Genomic DNA, 23,800 nt, shown 5'->3' on the forward strand with positions numbered 1-23,800 from the left:
GGGACATCTCCGGTTTGACGCCAAGTGCTTAATGGTTAGCGGAGAGTCTGTTTCCCTATGACATGTCATGTCAAGACTTGCTAACCGCCTGCCATAGGACATTGTGCGGAGAGGCGGGGCGATAGGGATCGCCGATCGCGCGGCCACGCAGGGGTTCGGCACGATCTGCCGTCAACCGCGCCGAAGATCGCGCGCGATCGGTTTCCATCCGCGCCGAGAGCCGCGCGCGATCCCCTGGAAGCCCGCGTCGGGAGCCGCGCGCGATCCCCTGGAGGCCCGCGTCAAGAGCCGTGCGCGATCACCTGGAGGCCACGTCGAAGGCCCGCGCGACGGCTCGGCGCGATCAGCGTTCGGCCGCGTCGAGGGCCGGGACGAGGGGCGCGAGGGAGGCACGGAGCAGGCCGGGCAGCGACCCGGACGGCACGACCAGCCCGGAGGCCGAGGCCGCACCCGGCCGCCCCACCCACCGGTCGATCGCGACCCGCACCGCGGCGGCCACGGCGGCCGCCAGAACGCGCGCGGTGTGCTCGCGATCGTCGTCGTCGCTCCCGGCGTCGTCGCGATCGGCACCACTGTCGCGGGCCGCGTCGGCGGCTTCCCCGCCCTCCCGGCGGGCGGCGAGGCGGGCGGCGATGGCGGCGGCGAGGGGGAGCTCCATCGAGGCGGGAGCGTCGACGAAGGCCTCACGAAGCGCGGGCCGGGTGGTGATCATCAGCAGTGCGGCCGCATGCTCCTCGCCGGGATCGGTGTACTGCTCCACGATCGCGTCGATGACCGCGTCGGCCAGGCGTACGGACGGCGGCCTGGCGGCCACGGCCTCCGCCACGCGGCTCTCGCGCTCGGCGGTGACGGCGGCGACGATCGCCTGCTCGCGGCTGGCGAAGTAGTTGTTGTACGTCCGCGGCGAGACGCCGGCGGCCTCGGCGATGTCGTCCACGCGGACGTTGTCGGGCCCGCGTTCGAGCGCCAGCCGCAGCGCGGCCTCGCGCAGCGCCTTCCGGGTGGCCTGCTTCTTCTGCTCGCGCAACCCCGTACGCCTCGCCATCACGCCCCCACCATGCCAGAAAACTTGCACTCACGCAAACTTGCGCGCACGCAATTTTCGTCCGTACGCTGATGCCCCCTCGAACACGAAAGGACGGCACTATGCGAGCCAAAGGCATCAGCTACGACACCGGCTTCGTCCCCGGCGGGTCGGGCACCGTCGAGCGCTTCGACCTCGACGTGGTCCGGCGCGAGCTGGAGATCATCCGCGACGACCTGCACTGCACCGCCGTCCAGCTCGTCGGCGGCGACCCGGAACGCCTGGAGCGCGCCGCCGCCTGCGCCGCCGAGCTGGGCCTCGAGGTGTGGTTCTCGCCGTACCCGCTGGAGCTGACGGCTGAGGAGATGCTGGCGCTGTTCGCCGACTGCGCCGAGCGGGCGGAGCGGATCCGGCGGTCCGGCGCGGAGGTCGTGTTCGTGGCGGGCAGCGAGCTGACCGTCATGGACCGCGGCTTCCTGCCCGGCGACACCCTGAAGGAACGGCTCGACGCGCTGCTGAACCGCCGCGAGCTCGTCGCCGAGGCGGGCAAGCGGGTCGCCGCGTTCCTCGCCGAGGCCGCGACCGTGGTCCGCGAGCGCTTCGGCGGCAAGGTCACCTACGCCGCGATCCCCTTCGAGCCCGTGGACTGGTCGCTGTTCGACTTCGTCACGATCGAGCTGATCCGCTCGGCCGAGGTCGCCGACCGCTTCCAGGAGGGCGTGCGCGCCCTGGTCGCCCAGGGCAGGCCGGTCGCGATCACCGGGTTCGGCACGGCGACCTGGCGCGGCGCCGCCGACGTGGCGCCCCGCAGCATGGAGATCGTCGAGTACGACGAGGTCACCGGCCTCCCGGTGCGCCTGACCGGTGAGTACGAGCGCGACGAGGAGGGCCAGGCCACCTACCTGCGGGAGCTGCTGGAGATCTTCGAGGCGGAGGGCGTGGACTCGGCGTTCGTGCACACGTTCGCGCTCCCCGCGCTGCCGCACCGACCGGACGGCGACCCGCGCGACGACCTCGACCTGGCCAGCCTCGGCATCGTCAAGGTGTACGCGGACCGGGACGGCGACACCTACCCCGGCCTGCGGTGGGACCCCAAGCCGGCGTTCGCCGCCGTCGCGGCCTGCTACGGAAAGTGAGGCGCCCGATGACGACCTTCCCGTTGGGCGGTGAGACGCCGGTGAACCGGATCGGCTTCGGCGCGATGCGGCTCGCGCTCGGACGCTCGGCGCGCGGTTCCGAGGCGGGCGTCGCCGTGCTGCGCCGCGCCGTGGAGCTGGGCGTGAACCACATCGACACGGCCGGCTTCTACGGCTTCGGCGACCTGCGGGCGCACGAGCTGATCAGGCGGGCGCTGGCGCCGTACCCGGACGATCTGGTGATCGCCACCAAGGTCGGCCCGCTGCTCGGGGCGAACCTCGCCCCGGCCGGCGAGGCACGCGCGGACCAGCTCCGCGGCCTGGTCGAGGACGACCTGCGCCGGCTCGGGGTGGACCGGCTCGACCTGGTCTACCTGCGGGTCGGCGGGCTGGGGCCGGTGGGCGACGAGCCGATCGGCGAGCGGTTCGCGGCCCTGGCGAAGCTGCGGAGTGAGGGGCTGATCCGGCATCTCGGGCTCAGCCACGTCAGCGCGGCCCAGCTCGCCGAGGCCAGGTCGATCGCACCCGTGGCGGCCGTGCAGAACGCGTTCAGCGTCCACGACCAGGGCGACCGCGCGGTGCTCGCGGAGTGCGAGCGGGCGGGGATCGCGTACGTGCCGTACTTCCCGCTGGGCGGCGGGCGTCCGTCGATCGACCAGACTCGCCTGGCGGAGGTCGCGGCGCGGCACGGGGCGACCCCGGCGCAGGTCGCCCTGGCCTGGCTGCTCGCGGTCTCACCGGTGACGCTGCCGATCCCCGGCACCGGCTCGCTCGACCACCTCGCCGAGAACGTGGCCGCCGCCGGCCTCCGGCTCACCTCTGCCGACCTGGCCGCGCTGAGCGCCGCGTCCGAGACATCGGCCTGACTCCCCCGGCCGGGCCACATCCGGGGGTCGAGCCGCCCAGCCGGGTCACCGGCCGCGCACCGAGCCGCCCGGCGGCCGGTCGCGGTCAGCGGGTGGTGAGGCGGAGTTCGGTGCCGCCGCGCCCCAGGCGCAGCTTCACCTGCCCGGCCGGGGCGTCGGAGTCGATCTCCGGGTAGTCGTCGCTCGCCACGGTGATCCGCAGGCGGTGCCCGGCGGCCAGCCGGTAGTGGACCGGCCAGGTGGTGACGTCCAGCTCGTACGTCCTGCCCGGCCGGACGGGGACGGCCCGCTCGTGGCCGAAGCGGTGGCTCGCCTTGAGCCAGCCCTGCGTGATGCGGGTGGCGGTGCCGTCGGGTGCGACGTCCTCGGCGATGACGGCGATGTTGCCGTCGGCGGCGGTGAACGCGGCCTTGACCCTGGCCGTGATGTCCCCGGCCAGCACCAGGTCACGCTGGTAGGGCTCGGTCTGGAAGGTGAGCCGCTCACCGGCGGTCCCCGGCCCCGGGTCGGTGTTGACGGTGAACGTCCTGGTGGCCTGGGCGCCGGGGCGGGCGGTGATGGTGCCGTCGGCGTTCAGACCGAGCCTGCGCGTGCGGGCGCCGGGCGGCGGCCAGCTGCGGAATTGCCTCCAGCCCGCCCCTTCCATCTCGTACGACGTCACCTTGGCGGCGGGCAGCGGCGCGTCGTCGCGACCGGCGAGCCAGCGGTCCCACCAGGCGAGGTAGGCGCCGTTGCCGATGGCGGCGGGCTGACCGGCGGGCCAGCCGTGCTCCCAAGGCCCGGCCACCAGCCACACGTTGCCCGGCCTGGCCAGGAAGTTCTCCACCATGCCCGCCCGGTACCTGTCCCGCCAGCCGGCGATCTCCAGGGTGGGCACGTCGAGGTTCTCCCAGCGGGCCTTGACGCTGCGCTCGCGCCAGTAGTCGTCGTAGAGCGGATGCCGGGCGTAGGTGGTGAGGGTGTCGGGGGCCACCTGCCGCTGCCAGTCGCGGATCCTGGCGGAGTAGATGCCGCCGCGGTAGATGGTGTTCTCGTACCAGTCGCTGATGCCGTCCACGGGGATGATCGCGGCCAGGTGCGGCGGCTTGTTGACGGCGACGAGCAGCGTGGAGTGGCCGCCGTAGCTGAGGCCCATCTGCCCGACCTTGCCGGTGGACCAGGGCCGCGTGCCGAGCCACTCGATGAGGTCGTAGTTGTCGTGCTGCTCCTGCGCGCTGAACGGGTCGAGGCGTCCTGGCGAGTCACCGGAACCGCGGGCGTTGCAGACGGCGGCGACGTAGCCGCGGGTGACGTAGTAGGCGGCGGCCTTGCCGAGGTTCGCGAGGTCGTCGTACGCGGTGTAGTCGTAGACGATCACGGGGAAGCGGCCGCCCGCGTCGGGCCGGTGCAGGTCGCAGGCCAGGTGGCCGCCGTCGCGCAGGGGGACGGAGACGCGTTCGGTGCGGACGGCGTAGGTGGCGGGACGGTCGTAGGAGAAGAAGGGGTCGGCGGGGGTTTCGCCGCCTGTCGCGGCGGAGGCCGGGGCGTGGGCGGTGAGCGGGAGCGTCAGGGCGGCGGTCAGTGCGGCGGCGAGGACGCGCGCGGGCGACATGGGGCGGGGACTCCTCACAGTGAGATGGCGGTGGTGGCGAGCGCGACCACGGTCATGACGGCCGTGGTGGCGAACGCCCAGCCGAAGATGAAGCGCTGGTGCTGGCCGAGTTGCACGCCGCTCATGCCGACGAGGATGAACGTGGCGGCGGTGAGCGGGCTCAGGGGGAAGCCGGTGGTCATCTGGCCGAGGATGGCCGCCCTGGCGATCTCGGCGGAGTCGATGCCGAAGCCGCTCGCGGTCTGCGCCAGGACGGGCAGCACGCCGAAGTAGTACGCGTCGGGGGTGAAGACGAGGCTGAGCGGCATGCCGGTGAGCGCCACGAGCACCGGCAGGTGCCCGCCGAAGGACTCGGGGATGAGGCCGACGAACGCCGTCGCCATCTCGTCGATCATCTTGGTGCCGGTCAGCACGCCGGTGAACACGCCCGCGGCGAAGATCATGGTGGTGACGAGGACGACGCTCTTGCCGTGCCGTTCGAGCAGCTCCTGCTGCTTGTCCCAGGTGGGCAGGTTGACCACGGCGGCGATGGTGAAGCCGAGCACGAACAGCACCGGCAGCGGCATCACCTGCAGCACCAGGCACACCAGCAGGGCGAGGGTCAGCACCAGGTTGAACGCGGTCAGCAGCCGCCCCTTGCGGGCCGGGGCGAGCGGGGTGCCGGGACCGTCACCCACGGCCCGCGCCTCTGCGGGGCCGGCCTGCGCATCCGCGGGCAGCGCGACGGTCCCGAGGCGGCGGCGCTCGCGCAGCCCGATCAGGAACGACGCCACCAGCACCCACGCGATCCCGGCCCCCATCGCGGGCAGCACGGGCGTGAACACCTGCGAGCCGTCGAGCTTCAGCACCGCCATCGCGCGGGCCGTCGGACCGCCCCACGGCACCATGTTCATGACGCCCGCGCCCAGGCAGACCACACCGGTGAGCACGAGCGGGCTCATGCCGAGCCGCCGGTAGACGGGCAGCAGCGCCGAGACGGTGATGAGGAACGTGGAGGCGCCGTCGCCGTCGAGCGCCACGCACATCGTGATGACGGCGGTGCCGACCGCGATGCGCAGCGGATCGTCCTTGGCCAGGCGCAGGATGCCGCGGATCAGCGGGTCGAACAGGCCGGTGTCGATCATGAGGCTGAAGTACAGGACCGCGAAGGCGATCATGATGCCGGTGGGCGCCACCTTGCCGAGGCCTTCGAGGATCATCGGGCCCAGGTCGGACGCGAACCCGCCGATCAGCGCCGCCGCCACCGGCACGAGCACCAGGGCGGTGAGGACCGAGATGCGCTTGGTCATGGTGAGCGCCAGGAACAGGCCGATGGTGAGAAAACCCAGGAGCGCGATCATCGGGGTCCTTTCCGGGTCCGGGAGGTTACGGGCAAGTGTCCGAGCACCCCGCGTTTCGCGTCCACCATCAAAACTGGATTTATCCATGCAGCATGCGCAAGAGTTGCGGGCGTGGATGCCACTCTGCGGCAGCTCGCCGCGTACGTCGCCGTCGCCAAGTCGGCCGGGTTCACCGCCGCCGCCGCGCAGCTTCACCTCTCGCAGTCCACGCTGAGCCGGGCCGTCGCCGACCTCGAACGCGTGCTGGGCGTCCGGCTCCTGGAGCGCGACACCAGGAACGTGCAGCTCACCGCCGCCGGGGTGGAGACGCTGCGGGTGGCCGAGCAGATCGTGGACGCCCACCGCTCCGGCATGAAGGAGCTGCGGCGGTACCTGCTCGGCGAGTCGGGCGTGGTGGCCATGGCCACGCTGCCGTCCGTGGCCGCCGTGCTGCTGCCCGGCCTGATCTCCGCGTTCCGGCGGCAGCGGCCCGAGGTGAGCGTGCGGATCATGGACGGGCTTGAGCGGGCCGTGCTCGGCCGGGTGCTCTCCGGGGACGCCGACTTCGCGGTGACCACCGTGGGGGCCGCATCCGACCGGCTCGAACACCGTCCGCTGATCCGCGACCGGTTCCGCGCCGTCCTGCCCGAGGGTCATCCGCTGGCCGAACGTGACGAGCTGACCTGGGAGGACCTGGCCGCCGAGCCGTTCCTCGCGGTGGGGCCGGAGTCCAGCGTCCGGCGGCTCACCGACGCGGCGTTCGCGCAGGCGGGGGCCGGGGCGGCGCCGGCGGCCGAGGCGAGCAACGTGGCCACGGTGGGCGGCCTGGTCGCGGCCGGGCTGGGCGTGTCGGCGCTGCCCGCGCTGGTGCTGCCGCTGCTCGGGCCCGGCCGGGTGGTGCACAGGGAGCTGGTCGCGCCCGTGGTCGAGCGGCGGCTGGACGTCGTGGTCCGGGCCCGCCGTACGCTGCCGCCCGCCGCCGCGGCCTTCCTCGACCTGCTGGAGGAGGCGCGCGCCGAGGGCCGCGACGTCCCGCCCGGCGCCTCCTGGATCACCCGCTGACCCGCCCCACCGCACCGGCGGGCCGGATCACCCGCAGACCCGTCTCACCGCACCGGCGTCTCCTGGATCACCCGCTGTCCGCCCCACCCTGCCTGCAGGCACACAGCTACCTATGCGATATGCGCATAAATTTATCGAAATTTCGTGCTGGACCTGCATTTCTCCGAATGGGCACCATGAAGCCAGCCGTACCGGACGAAGGAGCTCATGCGTGGCCTCTGAACAGCGCGGGCAACTGCGTGGACTGAAGGTGGTGGAGTTCGCTCACGTGGTCGCCGGGCCGCTGGCCGGGTCCATGCTGGCCGACCAGGGGGCGGACGTCGTCCACGTCGAGCCGCCGGGCGGCGGCGACGCCGCCCGCGCCATGGGCCCCACCAAGGACGGCGTGCCGCTGTGGTTCAAGGTCGCCGGGCGCAACAAGCGTTCCGTGACCCTGGACCTGCACGATCCGGACGGCCGGCGGGTCGCGCACCGGCTCGTCGCCTGGGCCGACGTGGTGATCGTGACGCTGCGCGCGTCCCGGCTGCGGGCCTGGGAGCTGGACTGGGAGGCCGTGCACCGGATCAACCCGAAGGCGGTGCTGCTGCAGATCTCCGGGTTCGGCGCGACGTCGTCGAAGGCGGACGCGCCCGGCTTCGGCAAGGTCGGCGAGGCGCGCAGCGGCGTCGTGCACCTGACCGGGTTCCCGGACGGACCTCCGGTGCACACCGGGTTCTCCCACGGCGACGCGGTGACGGGGTTGATGGGCGCGTACGCGGTGCTCGCCGCCCTGCACCGGCGCGCCGGCGACCCGGACTTCGACGGCGAGTGGATCGACCTCGCGCTGTTCGAGCCGCTGTTCCGGCTGGTCGAGTGGCAGGTCATCGCCCATGACCAGCTCGGCGTGGTGCCCGGCAGGTCGGGCAACCAGCTCGCGGTGGCGCCTGCGGCGGTCATCAACACGTACCTGTCGGGCGACGGCGACTGGATCACCGTGACGTCGGCGACGCGCCGCTCGGTGCTGAACGTCGTACGCCTGCTCGGCCTGCCCGAGGACGAGTACGCCACCACCGAGCAGCAGCTCGCCGGCCGGGAACGGCTGGATCGCGAGCTGCGGTCGTGGGTGGCCGCGCGCGGCACCGAGGAGTGCCTGCGGGCGTTCGCCGAGGCCGAGGTGGTCGCCTCGCGGGTGTTCACGGTCGCGGACATCGCCGCCGACCCCGTCTACGCCGAACGCGGCGACATCGTCACCGTGGACGACCCCGACCTGGGCCCCGTCCGCATGCAGGCGGCGCTGCCGCACTTCCACCGCGAGCCGGGGAACGTCTGGCGCACCGGCCCGGCGCTCGGGCAGGACAACGACCTCGTCTACCGCGAATGGCTCGGCCTCGACGGCCGGGAGATCGACGACCTGGAGAAGCGCGGTGTCATCTGACCGTCCCAAGCTGCGCTCGCTGCTCTTCGTGCCGGGGAACAAGGTCGAGTGGCTGGCCAAGGCGGAGGCAGCCGGAGCCGACGCCGCCGTGCTCGACCTCGAAGACGCCGTCCCCGAGAGCGGGAAGGCGGCGGCCAGGGAGCGGGTGGCCGAGGCCGTCGCGAACGCCTCGGGCACGATGGCGATCTTCGTGCGGATCAACCCGCTCGACCGCTGGGCGGCCGCCGAGGACCTGCGCGCCGTCGCCCGCCCCGGCCTGGCGGGCGTGCTGCTGCCCAAGACCCGCGGTCCTGAGGACGTGGTGCTCGCCGACCGCATGCTGACCTGGTGCGAGCGCGAGCACGGCATGCCCGAGGGGCGGGTCGCGCTGGTACCGCTGCTGGAGAGCGCCGCCGCGCTGCGCGGGGCGTACGAGATCGGGCGGGCCGCGCCGCGCGTCGCCTACCTGGGCGCGGTCACCGGCAAGGGCGGCGACGTGGAACGCGCGGTCGGCTACCGGTGGAGCCCGTCGGGGACCGAGACCCTGGAGCTGCGCTCGCGCGTGCTGCTCGATGTGCGGGCGGCCGGGGTGCCGTGCCCGGTCGCCGGGCTGTGGACCGCGATCGGCGACCTCGACGGGCTGCGCGCCTTCGCCGAGCAGAACCGCTCGCTCGGGTACGAGGGCATGCTGGCCATCCACCCCTCGCACGTACCGGTGATCAACGAGGTCTTCTCCCCCGGCCCCGAGGAGCTGGACCGCTACGCCCGGCTGGTCGCCGCCGTGGAGGCGGCGCAGGCGCGCGGCGCGGGCGCGATCGTGTTCGAGGGCGAGATGGTGGACGAGGCGATGGCCGCCCGCGCCCGCGCCGCGCTGCGCGACCACGCTCCCCCGCGGTAGCCGGGGTCTCACCGATCCGCGGCTGACCGGCGGCGGTCAGTGGGAGAGCGCGCCGGGCGCGTCGTCGTCCACCAGGAAGCCGCCGGACTGATGCCGCCACAGGCGGGCGTACGCGCCGTCGGCCTCCAGCAGCTCGGCGTGGGTGCCCTGTTCGACGATGGCGCCCTTGTTGAGCACGACCAGGCGGTCCATGCGGACGACCGTGCTGAGCCGGTGCGCGACCACGACCGCGGTGCGGTCCTGCATGAGCCGCCACAGCGCGTCCTGGACGAGGATCTCGCTCTCGGAGTCGAGCGCGCTGGTGGCCTCGTCGAGCAGCAGGATCGGCGCGTCGCGCAGGATGGCGCGGGCCAGCGCGATGCGCTGCCGCTGGCCGCCGGAGAGCTTGACGCCGCGCTCGCCGACCAGCGTGTCGAGGCCGTCGGGCAGCGAGTCGGCGAACTCCATGACGTGCGCCGCCTCGGCCGCGGCCTTGATCTCGGCGTCGGTGGCGCCCGGCCGGGCGAAGGCGATGTTGTCGCGTACGGTGCGGTGGAACATGGCGGGCTCCTGCGGCACGTACGCGATGAGGCTGCGCAGGTCGGCCTGGCGCAGCCGGGAGATGTCCTGGCCGCCGATGAGGATGCGGCCTGAGTCGATGTCCATGAGGCGCAGCAGCAGCCGGGTGAGCGTGGTCTTGCCGCCGCCCGACTGCCCGACCAGCCCGATCTTGGCGCCGGCGGGGATGTCGAGGTCGAGGTCCTCGAACAGCGGGCTGCCGCTCTTGTACGAGAACGTCACCCGCTCGAAGCGCACCGAGGCGTCGGCGGGACGCAGCGGCAGCGGGTCGGGCGGGTCGATCACCTTGGGCGGCGTGAGCAGCAGCTCGGTGAACTGCGCCGCCTCGGTGATGATGCTCTCCATGCGCCGGTAGATCTGGTTGAACTCGAACATGATGCCGATGGCGTTCGTGTAGTACGTGAACGTCACCACGATCGCCTCGACGCCCAGCCCGCCCCGCAGTCCCACGGCCAGCAGCAGGCCGAGCGAGCTGCCGAGGACCGACAGCGGGGACACGACGGTGTCCACCCGCAGGTTGCCGTAGTCCCACGAGCGGAGCGTGAGCCGCTGCTGCTCGGCGAGCTTGACGCGGTGCTCGGCGGCCTCGCGGCGCTCGGCGGCGAAGGCGCGTACGGTGTCCATGTTGGACAGCACGTCGGCGACGTGGCCCGACACGTGCACGCGTGCGGCCTCGCGCGCGTCCACCAGCTTCTGGCGGCGGCGGATGAGCGGCGCGACGATCACCCCGGTGACGATCAGCAGGCCGATGAGCACGACCACCAGCAGCGGGTGATACTGCCACAGCACCACGGAGGCGAAGGCCAGCGGGACGAGCTTGGCCATGACGGAGAACGTCAGCGTGTCGACGAACTCCTCGAACCTGTTCGCGAAGCCGAGCACCCGTTTGGTCAGCGCGCCCGCGAAGTTGTCGTGGAAGAACGCGGCGTCCTTGGCCAGCAGCTCGTCCATGCCGATGATGGCCAGCCGTTCGACGCCGCGCGAGTCGGTGCGGTTCATGAAGTGCAGGCCAAGCCGCCACAGCGTCTCGCCGGCCAGCAGCAGGCCGCCGAAGCCGAGCACGTACGGCAGCAGCGCGGGCAGCGTGCCGTCGCCGTCGCCCGCCAGATGGCCGACGAGCCCGGCCACGGCGAGCGGCGCGAGGTAGTACAGGCAGATGTTGCCCAGCGCGGGCAGCAGCAGCGTGGGCACCGCGATCGGCCAGAGCCGGCGCATCTCGCCGGCGTAGTAACGCAGCGCTAGCCCGATCGCCGATTTCCTTACGGAGGGATCTTCCGCGGTCTCCGGCACAGTCATCCGCCCTCCCCCGATCGCCGACGCAGACCTCGATATGGTGCCGTCCGCCGCCCGTCCAGGCGACCGATTTTTTCCCGGCCTTTCAGGCGTATCGCCAGGTCGGCGCGTAAGTGACGCGGATCACCGCCACCAAAGCCTGTCTTTCCGTCACATATCTCGGCGCTATGCCGTCTCCACGGTGTAACCACCTCGGAGGGGAGGCCCGTATGCGTTCATCGCCGGTCAGCCGCTCGGTCCAGCTCTCGCACTGGTCGTTCATGTTCGCCGAGATCGCCCTGTGGTCGTTCGTCGTCCTTGCCGTGACCGGGGCCGTGCTGATGGTGTTCTACGACCCCGCCATGACCCAGGTCACCTATGACGGCTCGTACGGGCCGCTGCGCGGGGTCCTGGTCAGCCGGGCGTTCGACTCGGCCATGCAGCTGAGCCTGGAGGTGCGCGGTGGCCTGCTCATCCGCCAGATGCACCACTGGGCGGCGCTGGTGTTCGTGGCGGCGGTCGTGCTCCACCTGCTGCGCATGTTCCTCACCGGCGCGTTCCGCCGGCCGCGCACGCGGCAGTGGCTGATCTGGGTGGCGCTGCTGGGGCTCGGCATGTTCGCGGGCGAGACCGGCAACGCGCTGCCCGACGACATGCTGTCGGGCGGCAGCCTGTGGCTGATGGTCTCGGTCCTGCAGTCGGTGCCGGTGGTGGGGACGTGGCTGGCGTCCCTGCTGTTCGGCTCCGGCTTCCCCGGCGAGCAGGTCGTCCCGGTCCTGTACGGCGGGCACCTGCTGCTGTCGCTCGTCATCGGCGCGCTGCTGATCGCCCGCGAGCTGATGCTGCGCAGGAACGGCCACACGCGCTTCGTCGCCGCGCTGCCGGTGCGCCGCGGCGGCCGCCCGCTGATGGCCGCCGCCACGGCCGGCATGCTCGTCATCCTGGGGTTCGGCTTCCAGATCGCCCCCATCTGGCTGTACGGCCCGGCCAGGCCGACGCAGATCTCGGCGGGCGCGGTGCCCGACTGGTACATGGGGTTCCTCGACGGCGCGCTGCGGATCATGCCGGGCTGGGAGCTGACCGTCGGCGGCTACACGCTCAGCCTCGCGGTGCTGGTACCGACCGTGATGGTGCCGGGCGCGTTCTTCGGCGCGCTGGCCGCGTACCCGATGATCGAGCGCATCGTCGCGGCGCGGCGAGGACGGCCGCTGCCCCCGCCCGGCCTGCTCGACCGGCCGCGCGAGAAGCCCGTCAAGACCGCGCTCGCCGTCGCCGGCATCACCTTCTACGGCCTGCTGTGGGCGGCGGCGGCCAACGACCAGCTCGCGCACCACTTCCACCTGACCGTCGAGGCGGTGACGATCTTCTTCAGGTACGCGGTGTTCCTCGGCCCCGTCGTCGCCTTCGTCGTCACCCGGTGGATCTGCCTGGCGCTGCGGCAGGCGGAGGAGGAGGCCGCCGAGCACGGCGTGGAGAGCGGCGTCATCGTCCGCTCCCCCGACGGCGGCTTCCACGAGCGGCTCGAGCCGGCCCGCCACGCGCCGCGGCTGCCGTCGGCGCGCTGACCCCGATGCTCAGACCAGCGGATTGACGCCGGGACCCGCCACTGTGATGGGGGCGCGCGGGAGGGACTCCCGCTGCGCCTCCTGCGGGCCGACGACGGCGTTGAGCCCGCCGTCCACGATCTGCGCCACCGCGTCTCCGGAGACGAACGGGTCGCTCGTCTGCCCCTCGACTCTGATCAGCATCCTGGTACGGGTGCAGAACAGGCTGGCCTCGCTCTCCCGCGAACCGCTGACGGCCGCCTCCATGGGCCCGGAGAAGCCCTGCTGCCGGGCCGGATGGCCCTGGTTGGCGGTGAGGTCGAGGTCGAGGGTCCAGTCGGAGCCGGACAGCCCGCAATGGCCTTCGGAGTTGACCCAGGCGATCATGTCGTAGGAGCCGACCTTGATCTGCGCCAGCGGGTGCTCGGCCTGCTCGGGCAGCTCTCCGTGTTCGGTCAATCCTCGCAACGTCATCAGCGGCCACTGGGCCGGGTCTTTCAGCAGCGGGTCGGTGACCGGCGCGGAACAGGAGACGATGACCGGCGACACCAGGATCCCGGCCACCCAACGCGCCAGACGATTGGTCACTCTCATCTTCCTTCTGGGGTGACGCAGATCGATCATGATCCATCGGACAACTTATCCCAATGTCACCACCACTTCGGCCATCGACCTGGAGCGCCAACCAGGCCGCAGACCGCCTTGTACGCGCATATCAGCAGGTCACACGGGGTCACGAGGATCCTCGCCCGTTCCCCGTCACCGGCGACCGGGCCGAGGTCTCGATCCGGCTCAGCCCTCCACGCTGCGGCCCTCCAGGCGGCTGATCGAGACCGTGCCTCTGGTGGCGCGCAGGCCGAAGCCGTAGCGGTAGCTCCGCCTCTCCTCGTCGGTGGTGAGCAGGCCGTTGATGGGCGCGGTGTGCAGCCGCTGGAACCTGCCCTGGTGCTCGGCGTACGCGGTGATCGTCGCCTCCGACAGCACCAGCGCCAGGCGCTCGCCCGGGCTGAAGCGGTGCGGGATCTGCACGGGCACGTCGGTGCGGAGCTCGCCGTCCACCCGCACGTCGAAGCCGGTGGTGCCGCGGCTGTTGTTGTACCAGGCGGTGATGTAGTCGTCGGCGTCCTTGATCCAGCCGACGAAGACGCTGTCCTCCTCCGCGCCGGTGGCGGCGAACGAGCCGAACGTCACCGTCACCACCGCCTGGCCGGAGGAGAGCACGGGCCCGGCCATGAGCCCGAAGTACGGGCTGTCGCCGGTGCCGGTGCAGGCCCCGCCGCCCGCCGAGGTGCGCGGCAGCACCTCGTTGTCGGGAAACGGCCGGTAGGCGGTGTAGCGGCCCGTGGTGTCGGCGGTGAACGCGTCGGCGACGTCGATGTGCTCGTACGCCTCCACGTCGAGGGTCGGGCCCGGCACCAGGTGGACGGCCGCGGCCTTCGTATCGAACCACGAAGGAGCCACCAGCACACCCGCCGTCACCAGCAGCGCCGCCGCGACCGCCGCCGCACCGGCCCACTTGCCCGACAGACGCCTGCGGCGCGTGGGCTCGGTCGGCAGGTCGACCAGCGTGCCCGGCCCCGATGCCCCGGCCGCCGGTCGTTCGCCGCCGGTGAGGTCGCGCAGCAGCAGGCCGGCGGACGGGCGCGCGGCAGGATCCTTGGCCAGACAGGCCGCCACCAGCCCGCGCAGCGGCTCGGGCACCCCCGTCAGGTCGGGCTCGCCGTGCAGCACGGCGTGCAGCGTCGCGGGCACCGTCGAGGCGCGGAACGGCGCGCGTCCGGTCGCGGCGAACACCATCGTCCCGGCCTACGAGAACATGTCGGACGCCGGCGTGAGCCGCTGGTCGGAGAGCTGCTCGGGCGACATGTACGACGGCGTGCCCACCACCAGGCCGCTGCTGGTGCGGGCATCGAGCGCCCTGGCGATGCCGAAGTCGATGAGGACGGGCCCCTCGGGGCCGAGGATCACGTTGCCCGGCTTGACGTCGCGGTGGACGATGCCGGCCGCGTGGATCGAGGCCAGCGCGGTGAGCGTGGCGACCGCCAGCCGTTCCAGACCGCTGCCGGTGCGCGGGCCGTCGCGCTTGACCAGCTCGTCGAGCGACGGCCCCGGCACGTACTCGCTGACGATGTACGGCTGCTCGCCCGCCAGCCCCGTGCCGAGCACCTTGGCCGTGCAGAACGGGGCGACCCGCCCGGCGACCTCGGCCTCGCGCAGGAACCTGCGGCGCGTCTCCGGGTCGGCGGCGAGCGAGGCGTGCAGCACCTTGATGGCCACCCGCGCCCCGCCCGGCGACTCCGCCAGGTAGACCGTGCCCTGGCCGCCCTCGCCCAGCCGGTCGAGAACGCGATGATCACCCAGCTTCGGGTGGTCGGGAGCACGATGGGCGGTCACGGCGGTCCCCCGTCAGATCCGGCGATCTCCTACGCGATCAGCGTAGTGCCACCGGAGGCGCGCACGACGCCCACCCACCGGAGTCGATCCAGGGGCGGACGGCGTACGTCATCGCACGGGCGAGACCGGAGTCCACTGCCGCACCTCCCGCCACCAGGAGACAGGACCCGCCCCCACCTCCCGCCACCGACGGGACAACACCAGGACCCCCACCTCCTGCCACCGACGGGGCAGGAAACGGGAACGGCCACCGACGGAAGCAGAAGCGGAAGCGGAAATGGAAGTGGAAGTGGAAGTGGAAGCGCGGGCGGAGGGGCGGTCAGCGGCCGGTCGTGAGAACCATGCGGTAGCGGGCCTGGCCGGACATCATGCGGTCGTAGGCCGCGGCGACGTCCTCGAGCGGCCGGGTCTCGGTGAGCGCCCGCACGCCGGTCAGCGCGGCGAACCGCATCGTCTCCTCGACCTCGCTCGCCGTGCCCGACGGGTGGCCGTGCACGGTCCTGCTGGCCGAGATGAGCTGGAACGGGCTGACCTGGATGGGCTCGGGCGTCGCACCGAGCACGATCAGCTCACCGCCGTTGCCGAGCCCGTCGATGGCCGCGGTCATCGCCTCGGAGCTGGCGGCGGTGGCGAGCACGACCTTCGCGCCGCCGAGCGCCTGGAGCCGCCCGGCCACGTCACCGGCGTTGGAGTCGATGTAGTGGTGGGCGCCGAGCTGCTTGGCGGTGTCGGCCTTGTCCGCGCCGCGCGCGACGGCGACCGTCTCGAAGCCGAGCTTGTTGGCGAACTGCACGCCCAGGTGGCCGAGCCCGCCGATGCCGAGGACGGCGACCAGGTCGCCGGGCCGCGCGGCGCTGCGCCGCAGCGAGTTGAACGTGGTGACGCCCGCACAGCCCATGGGCGCGGCCTCGACGGCGCTCAGCTGGTCGGGGATGCGGGCCAGCGCGGAGGCGGGCACGGTGGTGTACTCGGCGTAGCCGCCGGGGTAGGCCCAGCCGGGCACCTGCATGCGGGTGCAGTGGATGAAGTCGCCGGCGCGGCAGGATCTGCAGGTGCCGCAGTTGCCGCCGAACCAGCCGATCGCCACGCGGTCACCGGCGTTCCAGTCCTCGACGCCGTCGCCGACCGCGTCGATGCGCCCGGCGATCTCATGGCCGGTGACCAGCGGGAACGACACGTTCGGGAAACCCGCGTTGACGAAGCCGGAGTCGGACCGGCACACCCCGCACGCCTCGACGGCGACGCGGACGTGCCCGGGCTGCGGCTCGGCCAGCTCGCGCTCGACGATGCTGAACGGGCCGCCGGCGGTGCCGACCTGGGCGGCGCGGTAGGTGCGCGGGCCGGAAGTGGTGGACATCATGGACATCGAGTACCCCTCAGGTGGAGAACGAACGTGAACCGGACCGGCTTTGCGGCCCACGTCAAGCACACCACCGGAAACCCTGCGGAAAGGGGGCCTGAGCAGGCCCTGCGCGGGCAGGTATTGCGGAGACAGGTACTGGCAGGGCCACTTACGCGCGGCCCGGCCGCCCGAGATCACGCGACACTGAGGACATGGACCGCAAGAGCGAACTCGCCGGCTTTCTCCGTTCCCGGCGCGCCCGCCTCAGCCCCGACGGGACGGGCCTGCCCGAGGACGGCCGGGCACGCCGGGTGCCGGGGCTGCGCCGCGACGAGGTGGCCAGGCTGGCCGGCGTCAGCACCGAGTACTACACCCGCCTGGAGCAGGGCCGCGCCGGGTCGCCGTCCCCCGAGGTGATCGAGTCGCTCTCCCGGGCGCTGCAGCTCGATCCCGCCGAGCACGAGCACCTGCTCGACCTGCTCGCCCGGCCCACGCCGGCGCGGCGGGCCCCGGTGGCTCCGCAGCGGGTCAGGCCGGGGCTGCACCTGACCTTGCAGACGCTGGAACACGTGCCGGCGTTCATCGTCGGGCGGCGTACGGACGTCCTCGCCGCCAACTTCCTGGCCCGGCAGGTGCTGACCGACTTCGACGCCCTGCCCGCGACGCAGCGCAACCTCGCCCGCTACTACCTCCTCGACCCCGCCGCCCGCGAGCGGGTGGGCGACTGGGAGCGGGTCGCGTCGGAGACCGTGGCGATGCTCCGGCTGGAGGCCGGCCGCTACCCCAACGACCGGCGCCTCGCCGACCTGGTCGGTGAGCTGACGCTGCGCTCGCCCGAGTTCACGACCTGGTGGAACGACCATCGGGTGCTGCGCCGTACCCACGGCACCAAGGTCTACTATCACCCTGAGGTGGGCGAGCTGCACTTCTCGTACGAGAGCTTCCTGCCGCCCGGTGACACCGACCAGATGCTGTGCGTCTACAACGTCGAGCCCGGCTCCCCCACCGCCGACGCGCTGCGGCTGCTGAGCAGCTGGGCCGCACCCGGGCGGGCGCACTCCGAGACCACCGGCTGACCGCGCCGTGCTGATCGGCGACATTCGCGACCGCACCCGAGCCACGTCCGGTGGCGAAGAACACCACGATCGCCTGGACGAGAGCTTCACCCGCCGCCGCATGCGCCGCCGCCTCTCCCACGAAGACGCCGACCACATCCTCGCCCTCGTCCCCGAACCGGATCTGCTGCATGAGCTGCCACGCCTGTTCGCCCAGGACCTGAACGAGGCCACCGCCGACCACGCCCGGATCGTGCTCCTCTTCGACACCCACGAAGCGTTCTACGGCGAAGCCATCGGTGACGCCGACAGCCTCATCCACGCCGACAAGCTCATGCGCGACGAATGGCTGCGCTGCCTGCTCGGCCACCTCGACCTCGGCGCCCGGATCATCGCCTTCGCGGCCGGCCGCATCCACCCGCCATGGCCCAACGCCCCGTCTACCCCAGCCCTGACCAGTACATCGACCACCGCCTCGTCGGCCACCTCACCACAGCTGACGCCACCCAGTACCTCGCTCTCGCCGGCATCACCGACTCAGCAACCCGCGAGGCACTGATCAGCCCAATTGCCGAGGCCGAGGTGGGCGCGGGCGACCCGGTACAGGCAGCGGCCTTTGTCCTCGTCGCTGTCGATGCGCAGGTCGCTGAGGAGGGTGGCCAGGGCACGGCAGCGGTCGAAGCGGCCGGTGGCCAGGCTGCGGTCCATCAGCGCGACCCAGGCCGCGACTCCTTCGCTGGAGTCGAGGTGGCTGGGGTGGTAGGCGGCCTCTAGCTCGGCGGTGAACTCCTCGCGCTCGCCGTAGTGCCGGGCCAGGACCTCGTGGGCTTTGCGGATTTCGTCCGGGCGGACGCGTTGCAGGGAGCGCCGCAGGATGGAGTGCATCGTGTACGCGCCGGTGCCGCAACCTGCGCATCGTCGACGAGGTCCGGGCCTGCCCGCCGAGATCGACGCCACGCCCGCACAGGTCGCCTTGGCCTGGCTGCTCGCCCAGGGTGACGACTCGCGCCCATCCCCGGCACCGAGCTTGTCTCCGGACTGGCGGAGAACACCGCCGCCGGCCACGTCGCCCGCCTGAACGACCTCCCTCCGGCCTCCGGCGAGCGCTACGACGCGGACGACATGGCCGCCATCGACCGCTGATCGAAGCTTGTCGCTGATGTGCCGGTCGTTGGCGTTGTACGCGCCCGGGTGCTCAGGCGGGCCGGCCTGGGGCCTTCCGCCCGCAAGCCGCGCGAGGTCCTCGACGCCGCCGGCTGACGCTCGCATCCCCGTCGCTGCCCCGCCCTTCTGCCCCGGCCGGGCGGGAGTGCGGAAGGATCAGTGAGTGGCGGCGCTGTCGAGTCGGGACGTCGTGGCCACGGTGGGCCGGGTTGTGGCCAGGAGGGCGGCGCCTCATTGAACTGATCATGTACTCGCCGCGGCAGCGGCCCAGTGGCCGCCATCAGCAGATGCGGCTCGATCAAGGCCCATTCGGCATCGGTCTTATCAAAGCGCGCCGCATCCGAGTTCTACAAGCCATGGCCAGGACCGCCTCCGGCCATCACCAAGATCCACACCTCAAACAGCCCCTAAATCCGGTCCAACAATCTGCGGATGGCCGAAATCAAGAGATCCCTCGCCGCAAAGACCTGGCGATCGACCTCCCCATCCCAGATCACCGCCCGAGTGGTGCAGTGCTCACCGATTGAACCGAAGAATGGGGTGGAGCACACCGCCACATGGGCTCTGACATGGCGGCCGAAGCCCACGGTCTAACAACAACACACAGCCGGAAACCCTTCACCGCACACACAGAGGAAATCTGCAAGAGGGTCGATTGAGTGAACGCTGGTTGCCTCTGATACGTGATGCCGGCCTCTTCTACGAAGAAGACGGCAAGGCTGCCTCCTCGCCCGCCATGACTTCTGCGCCGTTTGCCGGTGCGCTCCGGACACCCCGGCTCTGTGATGGTGCATCGCATTTTGCAGGACCACAGGCACTGCTGGGTCGCGTGTGAAGACTCGCCCTCATCGGCGTGAACGGTTCCGCGGTCGAGTGCACGGGAAGCATGACCCGAGCCGGGACACCCTCGAGTGCTTTTGGCGGGCCGGCCACAGTTCTCTCGATCACGGCTGAGAAACAGAAGCACAGACTCTGTATAATCATTCGACGGCAATGTCCCAGGGCACCGGCTCGACGTCCGCGACCAAGCCGTCTCCGCACTCTCTAGCAATTTCAAGCGTACAACGCTCCTGCCCCACCACCCTTCACCTCGGATACGCGAAAGAAGAGTAATGGCCCAGCTGCTGGAACGCATCGAAGATGAAATCAAAGTAGACGCATATCAATTTATGCTGGTCGACCGCGACGGCGCCGCCAATAGACCCTCTGACGCGCTGACAATTGAAGACCTGGGCCATCGGCTGCGAGATGAAAAAGTCTGGTTCGTCACGACGGCCAACCTAGCGATGATAAAAAGCAGCGCCGCAGACTGGCATATCGCCGATATCGTCCTAGAGCTCTGGGACGATAGGCCACCAGGTGATCAAGGTAGGTGGGTCAAGGACATCACCAGCCGCATGTATTGCAGCTCAGGATTTGTCCGACCGGTTCAGACTCTCGGCCGCCCGTCGCGTCGAGTTCTGAACCTTGGAGCCCCGAACCGGACATGGATGGTTCGATGCAGCCTGGGGCCAGGCAAGGGCGAGCGCTACGCCGAGGACGGCCCTCCATCAGGCTTGGAAATGTATCGCCTGCAATTCTGGCCTGATCGTTGATACCGCGACGGGGTCGTCACGTTGGAGTCCGCCCGCCGCACAAGATGTGCTCAGCGGACGGACTCCAGCACAGCCGATGATCAGTTGACGTTCACCAGCTTGTCGTTCGAATCATATAGCCGAATGAAGAAATCGTCTTCATCCAGGATGCGATCGACCATGTAGAAGCGGCCGAGGCCGCCGGTGTCCCAGTTTGCCCCCCAGGCTTGATTTTCTTGGGCAGGGATCAGGTCCACCGTGATGTTGGCCCGCTTGGGATATGTGCAGCAGGGGTCGTCAGGAGGCGTTTTCTGCCACACCGCCCATGATCCTTCGTATGTGCTGGCGAAGGGGAACTCGTCGCACTGTTGGACCGCCGGGTCCCAAGGCACGGGATCTCTCCCCTGCCACCAGGGATGCCACCTGTAGCCGCATATCCGCTGCGATCGCCATCTATTTCGATCTATGCGATTTTCATCCCAGTAGAGACGGTGAATGGTGTTGGTTTTCGAGAACCCAGGGAAGAGCTTGGGAGTCCCTAACGGAACCCTCGTCTTGGGAGGCCAGATCCTCTCATCCGTCGTGTTCGTCTCCGGAACGGTGGTGTCCGGCGCCAAGAACGCCTTGGAAATGTGAGCGTATGCGTTCGGGAACTGCTTCTGCCGGAGCTTGATGGACGGTACGAGGTGAGCAAAAATACACCCCGACCGGTACCAGGTGATATATTCCGCAGAATCGCAGCGGATGACCTGCTGTGCCGTTTTGTTGTTGTACCGGATACCGACGACACTCGGAGCCGTAAAGGTGAGCTGGGTCGTACACGTGGCGATGAGCTCCCTGTTGTTCGGCCCCGGCACCCAGCCAGACGCGGGTGACTCGACCTTGAAGGTCACCTTGCGACCAGCCCAGTACTGTGCGGGCCCAGAGAACACTGCGGGATACTGGCTGTTCACCACCTGTTTACAGGCGGCCGAACTGGGATCCCCCGTCACATTCAGCCCGACGGTGAAATTCTTGCCCATGAAGGCAGTACCCATCACCGCATCGTTGAGACGAGGCATATAGACGTCGAACTCGATCTCGCGGCTTCCTTGGAAGGTACGCCCGATCGTCACCAGTTCGGCTGCAGCAAGGTCCGTTGTTTCCCACTGCTTCCTGGCGCGATTGTACACCTCGACGGCGAGCATCGGAATCTGCTTCGTGCACCAGGAGAAGTGGTTTTTCGTGTAGCCTCGGGGATTGATGGCCGGCCTGGTCTTGCCGGCAGCCACATAGGCGCTCCGATACGCTTTCGCGTTCACGCATTCGTCGTAGCCGACGCGATCGTACACGAAGTTATTGTTGGCCGCAGCCACCGGCCGGCCGGTGGTCCGCTTTCGCGATTCTGTACCACCTTGCCCCGGACCACCTGCGAGCGCCGAGATCTCGTCTGCGTCCAGGGCCTTGCTATAAAGGCGTACCTCGTCAAGGGCTCCGCTCATATCAGTGCCGAGCGAAAGCGCCCCCTCAGCGTTCCAGGCCGGAAAGTTGATCTTTCCTGACTTTATCTCAGTTCCGTTCAGGTACAGCGTGGCGGTCCTGCTCGTCGCCTCGTATACGCCAGCCAAGTGGAACCACTCGTCGACCGGAGGCGCCACATCGGAGAACAACGTTTCCGTCGTTGCGTCCACGGCGTCAGCGCTCGTGAAGGCGAAAATGAGACCTCGCTCGGGTGCGTTACCCAGAAGGAAGGGAGCCTTATGGGTCCCCATCTGTTCGACTACCTTGTAGGCGCCTTGATCATCCGCCCAACGCAACCATGCCGCAACGGTGAAACTGCCATCCGTGCGGATAACCGGTCCGGCAGTCAGAGCCAATGGTTCCCCGCCGGGTTGTGCGGTCCGTACGGTGAACAGCTGCCAGTCTGACCAGGCGGAACTCGCGCCCTCGGCGACCGCTCTGGCCCGCCAGCGCACCTTCCAGCCATCGACCAGCTTCCCCGCCGGTACCGTTACCCGGGCCTGAGATCCAGGAAGAAGCCCGTCTACTGATGCCGCCCATATCTGGCCACTGCCCTGCTCTGACGCTGCGGGATCATGCTCTACCTCATATTCCGCGCGGAGAGTGCCGTTGCCGGTGACTTGAGCGAGCAGCGTAGGGGTGAGAGAGGTGGTCACAATCGTACCGTCCACCAGTTGGGACGGCTCGATCTGCAGAGCGGCTATCTGTGGCTCGGGGTCCTGCGATGGCGCACTCACGGTGACGGATTGCCATGCAGACCATGCCGATGTTGTTCCGGCGCTGGTGTTGGCCGCCCTGCCACGCCACCGAATCTTCCATCCTGTGGCGAGTTTGCCTGCGGGAACGGACACGGTGACCTGCCCGCCCGAAGCGACGGCTGCTGACGTTCCCGCCCAGATCTGACCGCTGCCCTGCTCTGTCGCGGAGGGGTCGTGCTCGATCTCGAATTGCCCGGTCAGCTCGCCGTCGACCGTGTCGGAAACAGTAGCGGACAACTGCGGCGTAAGCGAGGTCGTAACAGTGGTCCCAGATACGACTTCTGAGGGCGTGATCAGCAGTCCGGCGATCGCAGGCGCCGACGCGGGACCGCTGGTCGTAATGATCAGCTTGGGCGGCAGGTTGAAGTCGGTGTCTTCGGAGGACGTGAAGACTCGGTAATTGTCGATGTTCGCTTCGTTGGGCGACTTGAGCACCAAACCGTGGTTGGGTGCGCCGGCCGCCCAGTCCTGAACGATGCCGGTGACGTTCCAGTCCAAGCTGTCCGGGTAAGGGGCGCAGTCGCCGCTGACACCTTTGAAGTTGGTCGATGCGTCCTCGGTCGTGTAAGTGGGCTTGTTGTCCCAGTAGAGGTTGTCCGGAGTCCACGTGCTGGTAATCCGCGCCACTTGGATGCCATCAGCAAGGGTGGCACCGCAATCATGACTGTCGACGGTATTCATCGCCAGCGTGGCGTCGGTCACCGTGCTGCCTTGGAGACCCGTAGTGTCGAATCGCAGGTGTACGCGGGCCTTCAGCCCGCCCGTCATCGTACCGGCCAGTAGGTACTGGTTGTCAGGATACGCGGGCCAGTCTTCAGTATCGTTCGTGGTCACGTCCATGTCGGCGCTGAGAGGCACGGTGACCGCAGCGGCCACTCGTACCGGGTAGACCGTGTCCGGCTTCGCCAGGAGCGCCTGGTCAGGCTTGATGACCAGGGACGTGTGACGTTCCTCGTCGGCCAAGGCCATCTTGACTTGCCCGCGCTTGGCCCTGTTGACACCGGCATCCGTCATGATGGGCCGCGCCCATCGGGCAACCGGCTCCTTGCCCTTGCCCCTCATGAGCAAGTGCCCGCCCTCACTTTGAGAAAGAGTCAGTCCCTCGTCCTCGACGCCTATACGGAGCTCCAGCGGCTTGGACGGGCGGTGTCGCAGCACCACCTCGTAACGGAATCCAGTCGGCAACGCCGTCACAACAAGATCGGCCCCGACCCCGGCAGCATCAGCATAGGTGGCAACGCTGCCCCTGACCGTGGGCTTAGTACTCCAGCCGCATTTAGTGATCGATGATTCGTCGCTGTCGCTGGTAATGGCAGCGGCGGGCGCGGGCTTGATGCCGACGTCGCCACT

The 23,800-nt window shown here is 70.0% G+C and carries 19 protein-coding genes; 9 read left to right on the plus strand and 10 right to left on the minus strand.

Going from position 1 to position 23,800, the window contains the following annotated elements; genetic code table 11:
* Positions 1-343: 343 nt before the first annotated feature.
* A complete protein-coding gene (locus AB0K67_RS32995) occupies positions 344-1,045 on the minus strand; it encodes a TetR/AcrR family transcriptional regulator (RefSeq protein ID WP_364068030.1) in 702 nt (233 codons plus the stop codon).
* Positions 1,046-1,146: 101 nt separating this feature from the next.
* Between AB0K67_RS32995 and AB0K67_RS33000 the strand changes: the two genes are divergently transcribed.
* The gene (locus AB0K67_RS33000) at positions 1,147-2,160 is read left to right on the plus strand and encodes a hypothetical protein (protein ID WP_364068031.1); all 1,014 of its coding nucleotides are present in this window, start codon (positions 1,147-1,149) and stop codon (positions 2,158-2,160) included.
* A gap of 8 nt (positions 2,161-2,168) precedes the next feature.
* Entirely contained in the window at positions 2,169-3,026 is an 858-nt protein-coding gene (locus AB0K67_RS33005) for an aldo/keto reductase (RefSeq protein WP_364068032.1), read from the plus strand.
* A gap of 85 nt (positions 3,027-3,111) precedes the next feature.
* Here the strand turns inward: AB0K67_RS33005 and AB0K67_RS33010 are convergent, their stop codons facing one another.
* The gene (locus tag AB0K67_RS33010) at positions 3,112-4,617 is read right to left on the minus strand and encodes a CocE/NonD family hydrolase (RefSeq protein ID WP_364068033.1); all 1,506 of its coding nucleotides are present in this window, start codon (positions 4,615-4,617) and stop codon (positions 3,112-3,114) included.
* A gap of 14 nt (positions 4,618-4,631) precedes the next feature.
* Positions 4,632-5,957: a citrate:proton symporter gene (locus AB0K67_RS33015; RefSeq protein ID WP_364068034.1), complete on the minus strand. Its 1,326-nt coding sequence runs from the start codon at positions 5,955-5,957 to the stop codon at positions 4,632-4,634.
* Positions 5,958-6,068: 111 nt separating this feature from the next.
* Between AB0K67_RS33015 and AB0K67_RS33020 the strand changes: the two genes are divergently transcribed.
* The 3 genes from AB0K67_RS33020 (at position 6,069) to AB0K67_RS33030 (ending at position 9,289) form a co-directional block, all read left to right on the plus strand.
* Positions 6,069-6,998 carry a LysR substrate-binding domain-containing protein gene (locus AB0K67_RS33020; RefSeq protein ID WP_364068035.1) on the plus strand — a complete coding sequence of 310 codons (930 nt, stop codon included), beginning with the start codon at positions 6,069-6,071 and terminating at the stop codon, positions 6,996-6,998.
* Positions 6,999-7,209: 211 nt separating this feature from the next.
* The gene (locus tag AB0K67_RS33025) at positions 7,210-8,412 is read left to right on the plus strand and encodes a CoA transferase (protein WP_364068036.1); all 1,203 of its coding nucleotides are present in this window, start codon (positions 7,210-7,212) and stop codon (positions 8,410-8,412) included.
* On the plus strand, positions 8,402-9,289 hold the full coding sequence (locus tag AB0K67_RS33030) for a CoA ester lyase (RefSeq protein WP_364068037.1): 888 nt from the start codon (positions 8,402-8,404) through the stop codon (positions 9,287-9,289). Before AB0K67_RS33025 ends, AB0K67_RS33030 begins: the two co-directional genes overlap by 11 nt.
* 36 nt (positions 9,290-9,325) lie before the next feature.
* Here the strand turns inward: AB0K67_RS33030 and AB0K67_RS33035 are convergent, their stop codons facing one another.
* Entirely contained in the window at positions 9,326-11,062 is a 1,737-nt protein-coding gene (locus AB0K67_RS33035; RefSeq protein WP_364068038.1) for an ABC transporter ATP-binding protein, read from the minus strand.
* Between the two features lie 287 nt (positions 11,063-11,349).
* Between AB0K67_RS33035 and AB0K67_RS33040 the strand changes: the two genes are divergently transcribed.
* A complete protein-coding gene (locus AB0K67_RS33040; protein WP_364068039.1) occupies positions 11,350-12,684 on the plus strand; it encodes a cytochrome b N-terminal domain-containing protein in 1,335 nt (444 codons plus the stop codon).
* A gap of 9 nt (positions 12,685-12,693) precedes the next feature.
* Here the strand turns inward: AB0K67_RS33040 and AB0K67_RS33045 are convergent, their stop codons facing one another.
* The 4 genes from AB0K67_RS33045 to AB0K67_RS33060 all read right to left on the minus strand — a co-directional run bounded on the left by AB0K67_RS33045 (position 12,694) and on the right by AB0K67_RS33060 (position 16,423).
* Positions 12,694-13,251 (minus strand): hypothetical protein, encoded by a 558-nt coding sequence (locus tag AB0K67_RS33045; protein WP_364068040.1) that lies wholly within the window; start codon positions 13,249-13,251, stop codon positions 12,694-12,696.
* A 204-nt stretch (positions 13,252-13,455) separates the two neighbouring features.
* Positions 13,456-14,460: a hypothetical protein gene (locus AB0K67_RS33050; RefSeq protein ID WP_364068041.1), complete on the minus strand. Its 1,005-nt coding sequence runs from the start codon at positions 14,458-14,460 to the stop codon at positions 13,456-13,458.
* A 9-nt stretch (positions 14,461-14,469) separates the two neighbouring features.
* Positions 14,470-15,057: a serine/threonine-protein kinase gene (locus AB0K67_RS33055; protein WP_364068042.1), complete on the minus strand. Its 588-nt coding sequence runs from the start codon at positions 15,055-15,057 to the stop codon at positions 14,470-14,472.
* A 319-nt stretch (positions 15,058-15,376) separates the two neighbouring features.
* A complete protein-coding gene (locus tag AB0K67_RS33060) occupies positions 15,377-16,423 on the minus strand; it encodes an alcohol dehydrogenase (RefSeq protein ID WP_364068043.1) in 1,047 nt (348 codons plus the stop codon).
* A 188-nt stretch (positions 16,424-16,611) separates the two neighbouring features.
* Between AB0K67_RS33060 and AB0K67_RS33065 the strand changes: the two genes are divergently transcribed.
* Positions 16,612-17,475: a helix-turn-helix transcriptional regulator gene (locus AB0K67_RS33065; protein WP_364068044.1), complete on the plus strand. Its 864-nt coding sequence runs from the start codon at positions 16,612-16,614 to the stop codon at positions 17,473-17,475.
* Between the two features lie 7 nt (positions 17,476-17,482).
* Positions 17,483-18,013, plus strand: coding sequence for a hypothetical protein (locus AB0K67_RS33070; protein ID WP_364068045.1), 531 nt, complete (start codon positions 17,483-17,485; stop codon positions 18,011-18,013).
* Here the strand turns inward: AB0K67_RS33070 and AB0K67_RS33075 are convergent.
* Positions 17,992-18,723, minus strand: a complete 732-nt coding sequence (locus AB0K67_RS33075; protein WP_364068046.1) for a hypothetical protein — start codon at positions 18,721-18,723, stop codon at positions 17,992-17,994. The two genes, AB0K67_RS33070 and AB0K67_RS33075, sit on opposite strands and share 22 nt — an antisense overlap.
* 1,007 nt (positions 18,724-19,730) lie before the next feature.
* On the opposite strand from AB0K67_RS33075, the gene AB0K67_RS33080 reads away from it, so the two are divergent.
* Positions 19,731-20,213 carry a hypothetical protein gene (locus AB0K67_RS33080; RefSeq protein ID WP_364068047.1) on the plus strand — a complete coding sequence of 161 codons (483 nt, stop codon included), beginning with the start codon at positions 19,731-19,733 and terminating at the stop codon, positions 20,211-20,213.
* A gap of 80 nt (positions 20,214-20,293) precedes the next feature.
* On the opposite strand, the gene AB0K67_RS33085 is transcribed toward AB0K67_RS33080, so the two are convergent.
* A complete protein-coding gene (locus AB0K67_RS33085; RefSeq protein WP_364068048.1) occupies positions 20,294-23,611 on the minus strand; it encodes a DNRLRE domain-containing protein in 3,318 nt (1,105 codons plus the stop codon).
* Positions 23,612-23,800 lie beyond the last annotated feature (189 nt).

The organism is Nonomuraea sp. NPDC052634 (genome assembly GCF_040678535.1).
GTDB lineage: Bacteria > Actinomycetota > Actinomycetes > Streptosporangiales > Streptosporangiaceae > Nonomuraea > Nonomuraea fastidiosa.